At 44.1% G+C, this 18,421-nt stretch carries 14 protein-coding genes, 2 pseudogenes and 1 riboswitch; of the genes and pseudogenes, 13 read left to right on the top strand and 3 right to left on the bottom strand.

Going from position 1 to position 18,421, the window contains the following annotated elements:
• The first annotated feature begins 550 nt into the window (after positions 1 to 550).
• Positions 551 to 676 (top strand): hypothetical protein, encoded by a 126-nt coding sequence (locus JKM87_RS18040; protein WP_272899180.1) that lies wholly within the window; start codon positions 551 to 553, stop codon positions 674 to 676.
• 79 nt (positions 677 to 755) lie between these two features.
• Positions 756 to 881 carry a hypothetical protein gene (locus tag JKM87_RS18035; protein ID WP_272899179.1) on the top strand — a complete coding sequence of 42 codons (126 nt, stop codon included), beginning with the start codon at positions 756 to 758 and terminating at the stop codon, positions 879 to 881.
• 155 nt (positions 882 to 1,036) lie between these two features.
• On the opposite strand, the gene JKM87_RS07000 is transcribed toward JKM87_RS18035, so the two are convergent.
• Complete coding sequence (locus JKM87_RS07000) at positions 1,037 to 1,960, bottom strand: LCP family glycopolymer transferase (RefSeq protein WP_202079398.1); 924 nt, start codon at positions 1,958 to 1,960, stop codon at positions 1,037 to 1,039.
• Between the two features lie 262 nt (positions 1,961 to 2,222).
• Here JKM87_RS07000 and JKM87_RS06995 point away from each other — a divergent pair, with 262 nt between their 5' ends.
• The 6 genes and pseudogenes from JKM87_RS06995 to JKM87_RS06970 all read left to right on the top strand — a co-directional run.
• Positions 2,223 to 3,938 (top strand): PAS domain-containing sensor histidine kinase, encoded by a 1,716-nt coding sequence (locus tag JKM87_RS06995; protein ID WP_202079396.1) that lies wholly within the window; start codon positions 2,223 to 2,225, stop codon positions 3,936 to 3,938.
• 534 nt (positions 3,939 to 4,472) lie between these two features.
• Positions 4,473 to 5,933: a S41 family peptidase gene (locus JKM87_RS06990; protein WP_202079394.1), complete on the top strand. Its 1,461-nt coding sequence runs from the start codon at positions 4,473 to 4,475 to the stop codon at positions 5,931 to 5,933.
• A 135-nt stretch (positions 5,934 to 6,068) separates the two neighbouring features.
• A complete protein-coding gene (locus tag JKM87_RS06985; RefSeq protein WP_202079392.1) occupies positions 6,069 to 8,894 on the top strand; it encodes a S8 family serine peptidase in 2,826 nt (941 codons plus the stop codon).
• Positions 8,895 to 8,967: 73 nt separating this feature from the next.
• Positions 8,968 to 9,477 (top strand): hypothetical protein, encoded by a 510-nt coding sequence (locus JKM87_RS06980; RefSeq protein WP_202079390.1) that lies wholly within the window; start codon positions 8,968 to 8,970, stop codon positions 9,475 to 9,477.
• Positions 9,464 to 10,660, top strand: a complete 1,197-nt coding sequence (locus tag JKM87_RS06975) for an acyltransferase (RefSeq protein ID WP_202079387.1) — start codon at positions 9,464 to 9,466, stop codon at positions 10,658 to 10,660. The genes JKM87_RS06980 and JKM87_RS06975 overlap by 14 nt, the downstream gene beginning before the upstream one ends.
• A 21-nt stretch (positions 10,661 to 10,681) precedes the next feature.
• A pseudogene (locus tag JKM87_RS06970) lies at positions 10,682 to 10,897 on the top strand (hypothetical protein); the annotation flags it as partial.
• Between the two features lie 472 nt (positions 10,898 to 11,369).
• Here JKM87_RS06970 and JKM87_RS06965 read toward each other — a convergent pair.
• Positions 11,370 to 11,510, bottom strand: a complete 141-nt coding sequence (locus tag JKM87_RS06965) for an aspartyl-phosphate phosphatase Spo0E family protein (protein ID WP_336885144.1) — start codon at positions 11,508 to 11,510, stop codon at positions 11,370 to 11,372.
• Positions 11,511 to 11,702: 192 nt separating this feature from the next.
• Positions 11,703 to 13,493: a methyl-accepting chemotaxis protein gene (locus tag JKM87_RS06960; protein WP_202079385.1), complete on the bottom strand. Its 1,791-nt coding sequence runs from the start codon at positions 13,491 to 13,493 to the stop codon at positions 11,703 to 11,705.
• Positions 13,494 to 13,746: 253 nt separating this feature from the next.
• A riboswitch (SAM riboswitch) is annotated at positions 13,747 to 13,868 on the top strand.
• A 146-nt stretch (positions 13,869 to 14,014) separates the two neighbouring features.
• On the opposite strand from JKM87_RS06960, the gene metK reads away from it, so the two are divergent.
• The 5 genes and pseudogenes from metK (at position 14,015) to JKM87_RS06935 (ending at position 18,282) form a co-directional block, all read left to right on the top strand.
• Positions 14,015 to 15,217: a methionine adenosyltransferase gene (gene metK, locus JKM87_RS06955; RefSeq protein WP_202079384.1), complete on the top strand. Its 1,203-nt coding sequence runs from the start codon at positions 14,015 to 14,017 to the stop codon at positions 15,215 to 15,217.
• A 332-nt stretch (positions 15,218 to 15,549) separates the two neighbouring features.
• The gene (locus tag JKM87_RS06950) at positions 15,550 to 16,752 is read left to right on the top strand and encodes a sensor histidine kinase (RefSeq protein WP_236838655.1); all 1,203 of its coding nucleotides are present in this window, start codon (positions 15,550 to 15,552) and stop codon (positions 16,750 to 16,752) included.
• Positions 16,712 to 17,297, top strand: a pseudogene (locus JKM87_RS06945) (response regulator). The gene JKM87_RS06950 and the pseudogene JKM87_RS06945 overlap by 41 nt, the downstream one beginning before the upstream one ends.
• A gap of 185 nt (positions 17,298 to 17,482) precedes the next feature.
• Complete coding sequence (locus JKM87_RS06940; protein ID WP_202079380.1) at positions 17,483 to 17,866, top strand: glycosyltransferase family protein; 384 nt, start codon at positions 17,483 to 17,485, stop codon at positions 17,864 to 17,866.
• Entirely contained in the window at positions 17,845 to 18,282 is a 438-nt protein-coding gene (locus tag JKM87_RS06935) for a YaaR family protein (protein ID WP_202079378.1), read from the top strand. Before JKM87_RS06940 ends, JKM87_RS06935 begins: the two co-directional genes overlap by 22 nt.
• Positions 18,283 to 18,421: the final 139 nt, after the last annotated feature.

Genomic DNA, 18,421 nt, shown 5'->3' with positions numbered 1-18,421 from the left:
AGCAACCATTGAGCGAGCCTGAGTGGTGGAAGAGGGGCATCATCACAAGGAGGAACCCTGAGCCAGTAGTAGGTTTGTGTTGATCTGAGCATACGGTGGATATGGTGGTGTCCCTCCGAAGTAACCTTTGAGCCTAGCTCGAGTTACGGAGGAGGGTTACCACCATGGAGCCAAAATCGCACTAGGCGCGCATACGGCAAGCCACCTTTGAGCACAGCTCGAGTTGCGTCCGAGGGTCATCAACCCAAGGAGGATCCCAGAGCCAGTAGTACGTTTGTATTGGAATCGGATCATATGGTGGTGTCCCTCCGAAGTAACCTTTGAGCCTAGCTCGAGTTACGGAGGAGGGTTACCACCATGGAGCCAAAATCGCACTAGGCGCGCATACGGCAAGCCACCTTTGAGCACAGCTCGAGTTGCGAAAGAGGGTCATCAACACAAGGAGGAACCCAGAGCCAGTAGTACGTTTGTATTGGAATCGGAACATATGGTGGTGTCCCTCCGAAGTAACCTTTGAGCGAAGCTCGAGTTACGGAGGAGGGTTGCCACCATGAGCCAAAAGTCACGAGGAGCACACGGTTTTGTTCCTCTTAAGCCACCTTTGAGCGAGCCCGAGTGGCGAAAGAGGGGCATCATCACAAGGAGAAACCCAGAGCCAGTAGTAGGCTTGTGTTGATCGGAGCATGGTGGATATGGTGGTGTCCCTCCGAAGTAACCTTTGAGCGTAGCTCGAGTTACGGAGGAGGGTTGCCACCATGAGCCAAAAGTCACTAGGAGCACACGGTTTTGTTCCTCTTAAGCCACCTTTGAGCGAGCCCGAGTGGCGAAAGAGGGGCATCATCACAAGGAGAAACCCTGAGCCAGTAGTAGGCTTGTGTTGATCGGAGCATGGTGGATATGGTGGTGTCCCTCCGAAGTAACCTTTGAGCGAAGCTCGAGTTACGGAGGAGGGTTACCACCATCGAGCCAAAACGGAGAAGGGTTACCACCATCGAGCCTCAAGCAGCATAGGGTTGTCCCTTTGAGCAAGCTCGAGCTACCGCCCCAATTGCGACCTCAACGCCTCGCTCACCCTCAACCGCTCCTCCTCCGGCACAATATAATAGAAGATACCGTCTATACGCTTACTCTCTCCCTCCAAACGAAGCGTTTCAACCTGTCTTGTCGCCGCCATATACTCTTGCTGCAGACCATATAGTTCCTCAGGCGGCACATTCGTACGCACATGCTGGGCCACCTCTGCAAACACATCATCTAGGTTCCATAACGTTTGCAGAGATGTCCCTCGGTCAATCAAGGCCCTAAGCACTTGTTGCTGCCGCCTCGTTCGTCCTATGTCGCCATCAGGATCGTCCTTGCGCATCCGTGTGTAAGCCAGAGCTTCCTCGCCATCCATCACCGTTTGACCGGGGCTGAATGAGAACGCTCCATAGTCAAAGCGTTGGTTGACCTCAATTTCAACGCCCCCAAACACGTCCACGACATTCATGAACCCTTCCATATTAACGAGAGAATAGTAGTCTATAGGGATGTCTAGGTAGCGTTCCACCGTATCCAAGGTCATGTCCACGCCTCCGTAGGCATACGCATGATTAATTTTATCTGATCTTTCCAAGCCTTCAATTTCCGTTAATGTATCACGGGGAATGCTTAACAGGTACGTGTTCTTTTCCTCCGGATTAAGGGTGGCCACAACCAAGGTATCTGAACGCCCCTGTTCACCAGGTCTCTGGTCTACACCGAGAAGGAGGACAGAAATGGGCTTTAGGGTGTTTTCTTCGCTGGGTGCCTTTTCTTTTACAGTGGGGTCCAGGTCCCTGCTTAGTGGTTCATACATATGTTCTGCCGCGTGATCAAAGTCTGTTTTCAATTCATGAATATACCATGCACTGGTCACACCGATGATCATCATACTCGTGATGAGAATGAGGATAATGGCCAAACGATTCTTTTTCTTCATAACGCCTCCTGATCAACCGTACTTGACATTGACTATGTATGGTCTTGTCTTACAAATCTATGCATCGAAACCATTTTATATCATCCTTATCCTATATTCTAGGAGCTTTATGGCCCTTTTAAACCTTGTCGATTAAGGCGCAAACCACGACAAACTCTAACAAATTACTCCTTTCGTACTCTTCTTATATCAGCTGTGTTATGGTACAATTTCGAGTATAGACTCAAATATTCTGAATAGTATGAGAAGGGAAGTTGAAGCCTTGAGTAACAAGATTCGGCTGTCTGAGTGGAAGGACAATCTACCATTACAAATTACCATTAAATATATATTAATCGCGTTAACACTTCTGTTCGTCTCCGAGTATGTGTTTTCCCACCCTATCCTAAGCGCATATGACCCCACCTCCAAACGAATGATACAGGGCTTCGTCCTCATATTGGTGACTTCTATTATTATGTACCATCTCTTAAAACTTTCCTTTGAGGAAAAGCAAAGCACAGATCGCAAATTGAGAGAAAGCGAAAAGAGACTGAGAGCCTTAATCGATACGATGCCTGACTTTGTCTCACTACGCGACCAGAACGGGCACTGGATTGAAGCGAATAAAGCGATGCTTAAGTTATTTAAATTCAAGGACCCAGACTTCACCGGTAAGAGTAACAGTGAGATGGCAGAGCTGAGCCCTTTATATAAATCTATAGTAGAACAGTGTAGTCGTTCGGATCAGCATACGATAGAGACGGGAAAGCAACAAACCTTTGAGGAGACTTTTACGCTGCCCGATCAGTCCGATTGTGTCTATGAAGTGACGAAGGTACCCATCGAGTATGAGCCGAATAATATCGGTTTATTAATCATTGGCAAAGATATAACGGAAAGAAAGCGCGTAGAGGAAGAACTACGCATGACAAAAGAACAGATGGAGTCCTTCTTCAATAATACAACGGATGCGATTGTCATCTATGACCTTAATGGCTACTTTATTAAGGTTAACCGTGCCTTTGAGAAGATGTATGGGTGGGACAGGGATGAGATTTTACAGAAGAGAACCATCGCCACGATCCCCGATGAGTATATGGATGAAGCCGCGCAGCTTGGCAGAAAAATGAGAGCGGGTGAACCCGTGAGCGGATATGAGACGATTCGCATGAAAAAGGATGGGACACATTTTCATGTCAGTATGAGCTTTGCGCCCGTCAGGAATAAAAAGGGTAAGATTGTGGCCTTCTCAGGGATTATCCGTGACATCTCTGAACGTAAGAAAGCGGAGGAACTATTAAGGAAATCGGACATGCTCTCCGTCGTAGGCCAATTGGCGGCTGGTGTGGCGCATGAAATTCGGAATCCGTTAACGTCATTAAAAGGGTTTGTCCAACTGATTGAAACGGAACAAACCATCAAGAAACGGTATATCGATATCATTCTTTCTGAGCTTAATCGCATTAATACGATTGTGAACGAATTTATGTTCCTAGCTAAGCCGCAGGTTTTAACGTTCCAAAAAAGGGACGTCCAAAAGCTTATTTCTGACGTCATGACACTGATTGATACCCAAGCTATTTTACATAATGTAGAGATCGTGACCATTTATAGTAGCAAAGTACCTGAGATTATGTGTGAAGAAAATCAACTGAAGCAAGTTTTGATCAATATATTAAAAAACTCATTGGAATCGATGGACGGTGGGGGCAAAATTCTCATTAAAGTCGACGTGACTGACGAGCAATATATTAGGATAAGCGTTATCGACCAAGGGTGTGGTATCCCCGACGAACGCATTCCCAAGTTAGGTGAACCATTCTATACGACGAAGGAAAAAGGGACAGGCTTAGGTCTTATGATTAGCCATAAAATTATCCGCTCTCACCGCGGGCATATAGAGATCGAAAGTAAGGTCAGCCAAGGAACAGAAGTGAGGATCACATTACCGATTAATCCTGAGGAAATAGATGACATTGGCTATAAACTGAGTTAAGTATAGGAGAGATACAGAAGTAAATCTAGAAATGGCCATTAATAAGAGGAGAAATAAATCAGCAGTGAAATAGATTAGAGGGAAGTAATTAGACGTTAAAAAAAAAGAAAAAGGTTGGAAGCAAGAGATCAATTGGATAAAGGCAGAGGGTCAACGCTAGATCTCCTGCGTTCCAGGCAATATCGAGCAAGAGCTTAACTAGGATCTTTCCTCTTACGTACATTCGGTGACAGTTCGAATAGACAATGTGACCGTAAGAGAAGTAGGTTTCCAAGTTATATATACTTTTCGAGTCAGAGATTTAAATTATGGGGATGAAAGGTAAACAATTTTAAATAAAAGACTAGAACACTAGAACAGTAGATTCATAGAAGGGGATCACAAGCACAATATATCAATCAAAACAGGTTCTAGTATCCAAAATAAGGACGGCGTGCAGGACACTTTCCAGAGAGTCGATTCTTAACAAGGAATCCGGTCACATCCGTCGAAATATTTATTTTGAGTAGTATGACATACAGAGAGGATGTTAGGATGCATAGTTTAAGAGTACAAAAGTGGATCGTGTGGAGTATTTTTCTGGCTTTACTGTTTGCCCCTGTAAGTCCTGCCCTGGCTGAATACAGCGAGGACGAGTTAGAACGCTTTGACCAATTCGAGGAGGTTTTCTGGTATTTGAGTGAGTATCATATTGACGCCCCTGACTCGGATCAGCTGATGGACTGGGCGATATACGGCATGATACTAAGTCTTGAAGACCCCCATACTGAATTCTTTACTGATGAAGAACTAGAACAATTCTATCAATCATTGGAAGGAAGCTTTGTTGGCATCGGGGTGATGATACAGCTAACGGAAGACGGTGAGCTTCAGATTAATGATGTCATTCCAGAAGGACCTGCAGAGAGAGCAGGTGTGGAAGCGAACGATATTGTGACGCACATCAATGGACAGGAAGTTCATTTTACAGAACTAGAAGAAGCTTCGAGCCACTTGACAGGAGAAGAAGGAACGGCTGTTCAAGTGACAGTACAGCGTGAGCAAAACAGTGAGACCACATCACATACATACAGCATCACACGAGAAGAGATCAGCCTTCCCCTTGTGGAGAGTGAGTGGTTAGATGACAGTGTGGGTGTGATAAGGCTACATAGCTTCGGTAGTGAGGTCGTGCCACTCGTAGAGGAACACTTACAAAAACTTCAAGCAGAAGGCGCACAGCATGTGATTTTAGATTTACGTGACAACCCCGGAGGATATCTAAATGCTGCCTTAGAATTGGCCGAGTTATTCAAAGAACAAGGGGTGGTGATGCATGTGAGAGATCGTTCCGATGAGCAGATAGCCTACGAAATTTCAGAAGGACAAGCGTTTGACCTCCCACTTGTCGTACTCGTGAACGGGTTATCAGCGAGTGCATCTGAGATTTTCACGGGTTTCGTACAAGATCATGAGGTTGGAACCGTCATGGGGACTCAGACATACGGGAAAGGAACCGTCCAAACGCTCATACCACTCGAAACAAGTGGTGCACTTAAAATCTCCGTTGAAGAATATTACACCCCGGATCGGAACCCAGTGCATCAGCGAGGGATTACACCTGATATTGCTGTAGAAAACCACAACTTTCAGTTACCAAAAGCGTATGGATATTTAGTAGGGAAAAACGAGATTCAAGTCACCTCTGAAGGTTCCGTTCACTGGAATGGCGTAGAAGAAGCGCTTCAGGAAGATATATTAATTCAATCGAATGGTGAACAGTATATCCAAGTGCGCGCCTTGGCCCAATGGTTTGGGTATGACTTTGGCTGGGACAATGCGACACAAAGCATCGTCTTCGAGGTAGAGGAACAGGACTACCTCATTCCGAAGCAGCATGAGGCTGTGTTGATTGCACACGATACGTCATATTTGTCATTAGACGCCTTAGAGGGAATCCTACCGCTTAACATTAGCGAAGAGGACCAGGTGACGGTCATTGCTGATCAGTCATGATGAGTGTTGAATATAATAGAATATAGTAGAAAAAGATAGAAAATAAAGGGTATAAATGATAGAATAAGTGTAGTTTTAGAGATACGTGTATCTTACTTGATAGGGATACGTGGCAACAGGGAGAGGGGAAGAATAATGCTAGGATCAACGTTAGAACCCAATAAGAAAAAGCCGTCTGCAATGGCGCGGTCGCTCATTGTCTTTCTCGCTTTAGCTGTTGTCCTCGTCACCTTTCTTAACTGGGATTTTGCTACAGCGCAACACGCGATGGTTGACGATGTAACAGGGACGATGATGCCAGAGGTTGAAGAGGATAACGACGAATGGATTGTAAAATGGAAGGAAGGAACCACACTTCCAATTGCAACGGGCACATTTACGATCCTACAAGAAGATCATGAGCGTGGCATTGCACTCATAAGGCTTAGTACAGAGGTCGATGTTGAAGAATGGTATAAGGAGTGGTCCAATCACACTGATATCGAGTACATAGAACCGAATTATGATATGAAGATACAATCGGTGGTCCCTAATGACCCCGATTTTTCTAAACAACAATACTTACAGCAAATTAGAGCACCACAAGGCTGGCAAACAGCCACCGATAATCGTGATATGACGATTGCTGTACTCGATACCGGTGTGGACCTAGATCACCCTGACCTGAAGGACAACCTTGTACCAGGTATAAACCTAGTGAACCCTGAAGAGCCCCCTCAAGATGATAACGGGCACGGCACGCAAATAACGGGTGTGCTCGCTGCAACGGGAAATAATGAAGTGGGTATGACAGGTGTCATGTGGCGCACCAATATAATGCCCGTGAAAGTCATAGAGAAGAACGGAAAAGGAACGCCGTACTTAGTGAGCCAGGGGATATATGATGCCGTTGACCAGGGAGCCTCGGTCCTTCTGCTTTCTTTAGGCGGCCACGTTTATAGCCAAACATTACAAGACGCTGTGGCCTACGCTGAAAATAGAGGGGTTGTCACAGTGGCAGCCACGGGGAACGAAGGAGAGAGAGTCAACTACCCTGCTGCATTCTCCAATGTGATCGCTGTTGGAGCGGTTGATAGTCAGGACCAACCCACATCCTATTCCAATAGTGGGCCTGAGGTCAGTGTTGTTGCTCCTGGCGCAGTTTACACCACTCACCTTGGTGGTGGTTATGGCACGCGCTCAGGGACATCGATGTCCGCCGCCCAGGTTGCTGGACTAGCAGGACTGGTTTTGAAGCAGTACCCGCAACTCAACCCGAGTGAAATTCGCAATCATATCATTTATACGAGTGATGATGTGCATCAATCCGGCTGGGACGCTCAGACGGGTCATGGAAGAATTAACGTAGAAAAAGCGTTACAAATAAATCCAACGACAGATATTCATAATGACAATGACACGATGGGCAATGCCTCTCCGTTTCCAATTGAAACGATGGTCTCTGCTCAGTTACAAGGATCAAGTGACGTTGATTGGTATGAGGTTAATGCACCTTACAGAGGAACGCTAGAGCTCGAGGTGGACCTTGCCCATAATAAAGTAACCGGTGTGGATATTTCCTTTTATGCAGGTGGGCAATCTTCTTCTGTTACGCATACGGTGAACCGTGATCAAACGGTGACGTTTAACGTTCCACAGGGGACTTCCTATATTCGGGTGAAATATAACAGTAATGAAACCGACACGTCCTCGTTATCGTACAAGCTAACCAGTACGTTTACGATCTATGCCGATGCACAGCAACCGAATAATGATAGAAACCAAGCTACAAAGGTATCAGGTGATGGAGAAGTCATCACCGGTACATTTCATGAAGATTATTTAGAAGACTGGTACTATATCGATGTCCCTAAGGAAGGCGAATTAGATATACAGATTACCGTTGATACACTACGGTTAGACCCTGTGTTATATCTCGAGAGTCCAAATGGTGATGTTCAAGTCATTGATGATGGTGACGCCTCTAATGGACAAGAGGAGCATTTGAATACCACTGTTAAGGAAGGGCGTTATTACTTCAAAATCAACCACTATTATGATCATAAGGTCAATGGAGAATATTACGTGCGAGTGTCTTACAAACCTTACTTTATTGATCAGTATGAACCGAACAACAGTGCAGAAGAAGCAAAGAGATTACAATTTATGCAAATTGTACAAGCCAACATCGATGATCAAAATGACGTCGACTGGTTTCGACTACAAGTCTCTAGAGAGCGGTACGTTGAGCTCAGAGCGTATCAATTACCAGCCAACGTGGATTTACAAATAAGACTATATGACCAAGACCAGAACTTGATCACACGCAAAACCCAAAGTGGGGCAACGAGTGAAATAAGGTTTGGCGACAAATTAGCACCTGGAACGTATTATGTGGTCATTAACGCCCGCGAGCCTTTCCCATTCCAATCCTATCGTTTACAAGCGACACAACAGACATTAGTGTCAGGTTATCGTGATATTAGAGGGCACTGGGCACAAGACAATATAATCGAAGTGACGGAGAGTGGATTATTCGGTGGGACTGGAGACTATCTATTTGAGCCTGATGCACCTATGACACGGGCTGCAGTCACGACTGTTTTGCAGTCCTTAAAGCAATATTCTGATCCGGGTCAAACGATCGCCTACCGAGATGTGAGCCGTAACCATTGGGCTTATTCATCCATTCAGCGCGTGTCTGGCGCAGGTGTCTTAGGAGGGTACGAGGATGACACGTTCCGCCCTTCAAACAGTATCACACGAGCGGAAGTGGCTGTCATACTTGATCGCATGGAAGATGCTCACCGCCATGTACGGCGAGTCGTTTATCCTGATGTGACACCCGAACACTGGGCTTACCAAGGGATTATACGTTCATCGCAAGCAGGGTACATGAACGGGTATGAAGACGGCACGTTTAGGCCGAATAAACCGATGACGCGTGCAGAGTTTGCCACACTCGTCCTACGGATACAGTAGGGATAATACATGAACGGTTGGATCTCTTGATGAATACAAAACGTCAATCATATAACGATTACGGGAGGGAGACATGAAGATGAATGGGACAACCATGAACAAGGGGAAAATAGGAACAGTGGTCACCGTGATGCTTGCCGCATTACTAATAGGCACTGGGACATCAGCGAACAATGCCGAGCCAGGGACGGCAGAAGATCCGCTTATTACAAAGTCATATATGGACGAAAAAGTAGCAGAGATTAAAGCAGAGCTCCGTGCAGAGCTTTCCGCAGATACAGGCCATGGTGGAGGTGATGGGACGACCTCAGGCTCCTCACCGATGGTGGTTGAGCGTTTAGAAGAAGGACAGAAATTGATCGGGGAAGCGGGAACAGAGATTATCGTGCGTACCGGTCAGGCGAATGGCATCATAGGACCAGGTGGGGATGGTATCCCTGATGTCACAGCAGGGAACGATATACGTGGGACAAACATTCCACTGAATCATCTGTTACTCATCCCTAGATCGGATGGCCGTGGGATTGAAGTGATCAAAGGACCAAGTCACGTCATGATAAGAGGAAACTATGAAATCGAATAAGAAAGCGAAAAAAGTACAAGGCCAGTCGTTACCTGATCTCAGTCAACGACAATATATTGAAGAAGTAGATATGATGCGTGGGCTCGCCATTTTGGGGGTCCTTTTTGTGCATGCCACATCGGTTCCTACGGTAACCATGGAGCACTCTAGTTTGTACCCGATTTATATCTTCTTAAACAGGTTCGGTAAGCTTGGAACACCGACCTTTATCTTTTTAAGCAGCCTTGTCCTGTTCTATACTTACTATGTTAAGGCGCTCAATACCCAGCGTATCAGGCAATTTTACCAAAAACGTTTGCTGTATATTCTTGTGCCTTATCTGGTTTGGTCTGTCGGGTATCACGTATTGTTATTGACACATGGGTTTGAGAGTTGGCAACAGCTCCAACAATTTGATTTGAAAGCATTTATAACCGATGACCTTGCATTTGGTAACGCCTATACGCACTTATACTTTGTCATCATCAGTATACAGTTTTATGTGTTATTTCCCGTTTTACTTTTTGCGCTCCAGAGAATGAAATGGCTAGCAAAGGTGATTTTTTTCCTCGGAATCATTGGACAGTGGGGCTTTTTCTTCTACAACCACTACGTCCTTGAATTTCCGTACAAAGGGAGCTTATTCTTTTCCTACCTCACGTATTATACGCTAGGAGCCGTCGTCGGTGTTTATTTTGAGAGAATCACAGCCTGGTTGCAGAACGTCAGCATAAAAGGACGTCAGTACACGGGTACTTTCAAGGGTCTTGTCTTTCTCACCTGGTTGGGAACAGGCTTGTATCACGTTTATCTGTACTACAATGCTTACGTGTACAACGACTGGGTTAATACACGCTGGTATGAGTTAGCGTGGAACCTATATACACTCGTATCGATTTTATTTCTATACTATGTCGCCGTTTGGCTGAAGGAAAAAGTGCCTGCCATTGTCAAAAAGACAGTGGTGAAGTTAGGTGTCGCTTCCTTTGGCATCTATCTCGTCCATCCTATGCTACTATACTTCTGGCGAAATCTAGGTGAGCCTTCTGAAATTATGCGTTATCACCTTTATATTGCTGGAGGTTGGGCGGTCGCTTTGTTCGGCTCATGGCTCATTGTACTCATTGTACAGTACTTACCAGGGTCATGGATGATCTTTGGTCAAGGAAAGAAAAAGAAGCGTGGAAAACAAAAAGTTCTGTAGTCGCCACATACATGTATGATAGAACCCGAAGGGTTTGACAAACATTTTGCACCGACATGCGTTCGAGAACATTCTTATCGATATGACAGTTTTGACCCGAAATACCAAACGATAAGGTACACCCGTCCAAAAGAATGTAAGGACTGCCCACTTGCCCAATATTCGCTTTGCCAAAAGGTCTATAAGATTCTTAGAGTTGCTTTGTTCAGATTCTGTTTGATGACTGACCTTCGACGCACAGGATGTGCTAGTGCCGACGTTACAACAGGACGTTGTGATGTTAGTCGGCGATCCATTTCATTTGTTTATCCGAATCTGAACAAGTGAGTGTTGGCGAAGCAAATCTTCAAATAGCAATAACGAAACGAATGCGTTCAGCAGGATAAACGGACAGAATAACCTTCTTAGAAAGGTAATGGGTTCAGGATCAAACAGACCATGAAAAAAGGCAATTTTTGAACATTATGCTCTTCCGAGCAATTTAAACAGTGCTTTATGAAATTGATTCGTATAATAGAAATTAGTATATAGTATTGTAGAAACAGCAGGATGTCGCTCAATCACAATAAAGAGACTGAAAAAGGGTCAAGACAGAATGTCTTGACCCTTTCCATATGGCATTTTATTAATGCTGGTATTGATCGATTTAAAACATCAAATTTATATATGCTTACAATCGTTGCTATGAGCAAGTACCATTTTTAAAACTTTATTCCGTATTTTTAACCTTTTCAGCGTTAATTCGGTTCAGAAGGGTATCAAGCTCTTGGCTTATTTCAACGATTTTTGGGTGTGTAAAGTCACGATAGACTCTAATGCGTTCGTGTAGAATATGCCTTTTGATTTCCACTTCTGTATATAGTTGATCGATTTTTTTAACCAGTAGATACCCCTCCTTCTACCGTGTATCAAAAGTCGTAAACTCATTGTACTATATAATTTGGAAGAAGAGTACAGCTTCGACAAAGTTTATAAAAAATCGTCATTGCTGGGGAATCTAAAGGTTGTGAAAGTCATACACTGAAAAAATTTCAGACCTATTTTAGAGTGTAAATCTTCTAATCTTACCTTCAAGCTCTTGTGCTGTACCTTCTAAGCTATCCGCAACTTCAAGGAGGTTACCGATCAGTTTACGCTGCTCTTCCGTTGTAGCAGAAACTTCTTCTGAGCTTGCTGCTGTTTCTTCACTGATCGCAGACATATCTTCAATGGCTGTTAACATGCCATCCTTCTTCTTGTCGATCTGCTCAATGAAGGTCGTGATTCTTTGAATGCGGCTTGTCGTCTCCTCGATAGCCTTGAGGACCTCTTCAAAGGATTCTTTTGTATGATCGACGGCGTTGTTCTGTTCATCTACGATGTCTTTCATCGAATCCATAGAGGAGATACTCTTCTTAATCTCGTTCTGGATATCCTTCACGATATCTTCGATGTTAGACGCCGAATTACCGGATTCCTCAGCAAGCTTACGGACTTCGTCAGCAACAACGGCGAACCCTTTACCGTGTTCTCCAGCACGTGCTGCCTCAATCGCTGCGTTTAAGGCTAGTAGGTTCGTTTGATCAGCAATATTGGTGATAATTTGTGAAATCTCTCCAACCTGCTTCGATTTGGCTCCGAGCTGTTGGATCGTGTCCACTGTCTGTGTATTTTTACTCGCCACGTCACTAGATAGCTTCGTGAGTGAAGTGAGTGTGTTAACCCCTTGGGTACTCACTTGTTCTGTTTGGTTCGCTAATGTGGCAGCCTCTTGAGAATCCTCTTTTAGCTCGATGACCATATCAGCCAATTCACTAATCATGCGTGAGTTTTCCTCAGCAGAGTTGGCTTGGTCTGTTGCCCCACTAGCAATTTCTTCGATGGCACGTGCGATATCATCCGTTTGCGCATTGTACGTTTGGGTTTGAGACAGCATATCGTGCGCCGAGTGTGTCACATTACTTGTAGAGTCCAGGACAGTTCTTAATAATGTTTGGTTCGTATCGGCCATACGGTTCAAGGATTGACTTAATTCGCTGATCTCATCATTTCCACTGATGTTAACACGCTGTGTGTAGTCTCCTCTTTCTAAAGCCGCAATGGTATCCTTCAGAGCATAGATCCGACTCGTAAAGGAGCGAATGAAGAAGTATAGACCCACCAAACCAATAAGAGAAGATAAGATAATAATTAAGAACGTGTTCGTTTTGATCGTTTCACGGCTCATAATTGCTAGCTTGTTCATTTCAAAATCCAGCCCAACGACCCCTACGACACTGCCGTCATTTGCATGTACGGTTTTGGCCAATGTGAGCGTGGTGTCTCCCGAACCCGTATCAATATAGGGCTCTGTATAGATGATCTGTCCTGGATTGTCCACAGCTTGTTGGTACCAATCACGTACACGAGGGTCGAATTCTGTCAAGTCCACACTAGAAGGTGGTACAGGGTAGAGATAGAATTCTCCTTCTTGAGACCCGACATACGCGTTCATGATGTATTCAGATTCATCTGTGATTTTTTTGAAATACTCATAGTAGTACTCCGTTTTACTGCCATCATTAACGGACGGTAAATGGTTTAAGTCCGTCGTAGCGTCTTGAAAGTTATTACGAGCAACGTTAAGCTCTGGTCTTTGACTTAAGTCATCAAGAAGTTCCTCTGTCTCTTCGAATAACTTTTTAAAGGATGATGACATGTCCTCTAGTTCTTCTTTGGAGCCAATCACAGCGGTATGATTGATAACCTCCGTCTGTTTGTAACTCAGAAACCCGAGTATGGACGTTGGGACAATCAGTGTAATTGCTAACACCAGTATGAGTTTCCCTTGAATACCCCTTAGGTTTAAGTTCATACGTTTTTCCTCCTATTCTCTCTTGTAGTCTGACGTCTGTTTGTCTGGTTATAAAACCAGATAAGGTGCCGCCTGAAGATAACAAAATGCGCCAAAAAATCGCATAAAACTTCTTTATTATGACTATTCGACATGTTGTGACATCTTCCTGCTAGTAGAGGATAAAAATTCCTTCATTTTATAAATTGAGACTAATTGACTATATTCGTTGACAGAGGTGGACAAATAGGGTAGGATATGCCTGAAACGGATACTCTTATCCTGAGGAGTGTGAGGGACAGGCCCAATGACGCTCGGCAACCTCCCTCTTTTTTTAGTATAAAAGAGGAACAGGTGCTAACCTGCAAGAACGACGACGTTCTTGGAAGATAAGAGAAGAGGTCATGCTTTACTGTAAACGCCTTTTTCTCTAGGCGTTTTTATTTGTATAGAGCACTTTTTATCATGGCATATCAAAGGGAATGAGTACCGTATCAATTCATGCACATACTATAACGTAATAATGAAAGGGAGGAACGAGAATGGCCTTAAAAAAGGGACATCGCTTATTTACATCTGAGTCCGTAACAGAAGGTCACCCAGATAAAATTTGTGATCAAATTTCAGATGCCATCTTAGACGCCATCTTGGAAAAGGACCCCAATGCCCGGGTGGCTTGTGAAGTCTCCGTCAGCACGGGCCTGGTATTAGTAGCCGGAGAAATTACCACAGAGTGTTATGTCGATATTCCCAAGATTGTTCGCGATACGGTCAAAGATATTGGCTATACACGGGCCAAATACGGATTTGACTACGAAACCTGCTCAGTATTAACGGCCATTAATGAACAGTCCCCTGATATTGCCCAAGGTGTCAACCAAGCTTTGGAGTCCCGTGAAGGACAAATGACTGATCAAGAGATTGAAGCCATAGGTGCAGGAGACCAAGGGCTAATGTTTGGCTTTGCGTGTAAAGAAACACCTGAGTTTATGCCTCTACCGATTTCATTAGCACATAAATTGGCTAGAAAAATGAGCGAAGCTAGAAAAAAAGAAACGATAGATTATCTTCGTCCTGACGCCAAAACACAAGTCACGATTGAATATGATGAAAATAATGAACCCGTTCGAATTGATACAATCGTGATTTCAACACAACATCATCCTGAAGTGGATCAAGAGCAAATTAGGAAAGACCTTATCCAAAAAGTGATCACGCCTAATGTCCCGAGTGATTGGGTGGATGAAGAGACGAAAATCTTCATTAACCCGACAGGCCGTTTTGTAATTGGGGGGCCTCAGGGTGATGCAGGTCTAACCGGCCGTAAAATTATCGTTGATACGTACGGAGGGTATGCCAGACATGGCGGGGGTGCTTTTTCTGGTAAGGATCCCACTAAAGTCGACCGTTCAGCAGCCTACGCTGCAAGATATGTGGCCAAAAATATCGTAGCAGCTGACCTCGCAGATAAGGTTGAAGTCCAGCTCGCATATGCCATTGGTGTGGCTCAACCCGTTTCAGTCGCGATCGACACGTTTGGGACAGGTGTCCTAGATGAGGAAAAGTTAGCTGAAATCGTACGCGAGCATTTTGACCTACGCCCGGCAGGGATAATTAAAGAATTAGACCTACGCCGTCCGATGTATCGCCAGACAGCTGCTTACGGTCATTTCGGGCGTCACGACGTCGATTTACCTTGGGAAAGAACAGATAGAGCGGAGATCCTTAAAAAGTATCGACCATGATATCTGTTTAAGGGCAGGCGATGTCCGAATGAAAATTGGTCAAAAAATGCAATAAATCGCCATTAAACGACCTCAAAAGCTCACATTCAAAGCTTTTGAGGTTTTTTTATTATTGTGCAAATGGCAAATTTTATCTTAAACTAGTAAAAAAGTACCCTAGAAAATTTCCCAATGTTGCCAAGCCTTTTATCCGCTACAATAGAAGTAGAGAGATAGATATAGGTATGAAGGACTTAATAACTAAAAATTGAGTCAGGTAACTGCGATTTCAAGATGCTGTCCCGCCTAATCAGAGACTTAATCAAAACTATGGGGAACAGGGATGTGAGATGATGGCAATTGAAGTAGCGTCGTTAGACGGCGTGATTGAACGAGCCCTCAACACAATGGAAGAAACCAAGTATCAAGTATTTGATATCGCAGAACAAGCCAGACAAGAAATGATCAACTTAGAGCGCGAAATCAAAAAGGTCAAGGGCGAAGTCGAAGACGTAATCGAAAAAAACGATGTTTTAGAAGCGCAGTTCCTGAGCGCACGCAAAAAACTTTCACAAGTGAGTCGTAATTTTACGGTGTACACAGAAGAAGATATACGCCAAGCGTACGAGAGGGCAAATACCATACAGGTTGAGCGGATCTTGTTACAGGAAAAAGAAAAGCAACTGAGAGAGAAAAGGGATGATCTTCAGTTGCGCTTGCGCAACATTGAACAAACGGTTGAAAGGGCAGAAGGGGTCTTAACACAGTTTGGTGTCGTTGTCGAATATCTGTCGGGTAACATGGCAGAAATGAAACAAATGATCGAGGATGCACACCAGAACCAACAATTAGGATTTAAAGTCATTCAAGCACAGGAAGAGGAACGGAAGCGTTTAGCGAGAGAGATACACGATGGTCCAGCGCAATCAATGGCGCACCTCGTCCTACGAATGGACTTAGTGGACAAGGTCCTTTCAACTGGGGATGAGTTAAGGGCGAAAGAAGAATTACAAAGTCTCAAGCAGTCAGCTAGAGAAAGCTTAGCGGATGTTAGGCGTATCATATTTGACTTGAGGCCAATGGCACTGGATGATTTGGGTCTAGTTCCTACACTGAAGAAATACATAGAGAGAATACAACAAAAAGTAGACGTGAAAATCAAATTTAAGACGAAAGGGAAGGAGATTCATTCATCCTCATCATTGGACGTTGCCGTCTTCCGTTTAATTCAGGAGTCGCTTAATAATATTATCAAGCATGCACAAGCGACAAAAGCGACAGTGAATCTCTCTTTCTCTAGCGATCATGTTCAGGTTGTGATAGAAGACAATGGAGTGGGTTTTGACCAAGACAATCAATCTCAATCTGAGAGCGAGGGTTTTGGACTTATGGGTATGAAAGAAAGGGTAAAACTGCTTGAAGGAGACTTTCAAGTGTATTCCGAGCCGAGTAAAGGCACCAAGGTTATCATCATGCTACCGGCCGATGAAGACCAAAATGAGGAGGGAGTCAACGATGGTGAATCAAACCAAACAAGTCAATATACTGCTCATTGATGATCACAAGATCTTTCGAGAAGGTGTGAAACGCATCATTGAAATGGAAGATAACTTTAGTGTTGTTGGAGAGGGATCAGACGGAACAGAAGCGTTACTACTCGTTCAACAATACAAGCCCGACGTCATACTCCTAGATATTAATATGCCGAACATGAACGGCGTTGAAGCAACAGAAGAAATCCTGAGCTTCTCACCTGAGTCGAAGATTATTATTTTATCTATACATGACGAAGAAGCTTATGTGTACAAAACACTGCAAACAGGTGCAAGTGGGTATCTATTAAAGGAGATGGACGTCGACTCATTAGTTGAAGCGATTAAGGTCGTATCTTCTGGAGGGGCGTACATCCATCCCAAGGTAACGGGGAAACTCATTGATGAATTCCGACGCATGAAGATAGAACAAGAAAATTGGAGACCTATTATATATCAGTGAAAAAACAGTCAAAAACCATGTGAGCAACATCCTGCAAAAAATGAAAGTCAATGACCGTACACAAGCCGTAGTAGAAGCAATAAAGAACAACTGGGTACGGTTGTAATCATGTTGGCATAGAGAGGCGAGATAAGAACGACACTCACCGGGACCTGATCTATTTCAGCTTAAATGTACTTATCTTGTTATATATATACTCTGAGATAGAGCAGGTCGGTTACGAACACCCTTACTTACCTATGTCACTAAAGTGGGTGCGTACGCATACCTTGACATAAAGGAGGTATGGGTATGGCATCCTTAATCCTTTGGATATTAGCAATGTACGGATTAGCCTGCGTGTGGGTACAGTGTAAAAAATTATGGCAAGTCCAGATTGACCCCGCGTCAAAGACATTCTATATCTGTACGCATTATTCACAAAGTAAAGTAGAATGGGTCATTCGTTCTATAAGCGAATGGGCAAAAATAGAAGGGCAAGATATGACAATTTACCTCATAGATACAGGTTCACAAGATGATACATTAAAGATTATCGAACGACTCACAAATGAAGGGCTTCGGATTGAGTATCTCTCTCAAATGCCGAAAGAAATACATTATCAACCACAGCGACTCCAGAGTGTGATTGACTTAAGGGAGGGGGCCTTTACTTGCGGATTGAGAACCATGTAAGCCCTAAAATAGAGACAACACAGAAGGGAAACCCCAAAGGAGGGCACAAAACCTCTTTTTCAACCACGATAGCTCAGACAACGCAAACGTTACATGAGCAATCCATACGAACGCTGCTTTCCCAAATAGATGTAAAAGGCCGTCAATTGGGGCAGCATATGACAGTGGGGCATTTAAAAGAGTATAAAAAACTCGTCAAGGAACTTATTCAAGAAACAGTGCAGCACGGCCTAGAGCTCCACGAAAAACAAAACCTTTCTCCTAAGGGGAGGTCCAAACAGTTCAAGACGGTCAAAGAAATTGACAAGGCTCTAGTGTCACTCACAAACGAAGTCTTGGAGCAAGAGCAAAATCAAATCAACATCTTATCTCTCATCGAAGATATCAAAGGGATGATGGTGAACTTATATACATAGCAAGCGTCTCATGTCAAAGGCGGCTTGCTATTTTTTGTATTTTTATGTAAGCCTGTGTCGATGGTTGTCGCTCTATCTTTTTTTGCTTTAAAACCCTCCAAAAACGCGTGAAATTCACACTCGACTAACATATAATAAG

The organism is Caldalkalibacillus salinus, assembly GCF_016745835.1.
Classification (GTDB): domain Bacteria; phylum Bacillota; class Bacilli; order Caldalkalibacillales; family JCM-10596; genus Caldalkalibacillus_A; species Caldalkalibacillus_A salinus.
The sequence above is the reverse complement of the archived record's forward strand: the minus strand, read 5'-3'. Positions and strand labels throughout refer to the sequence as shown.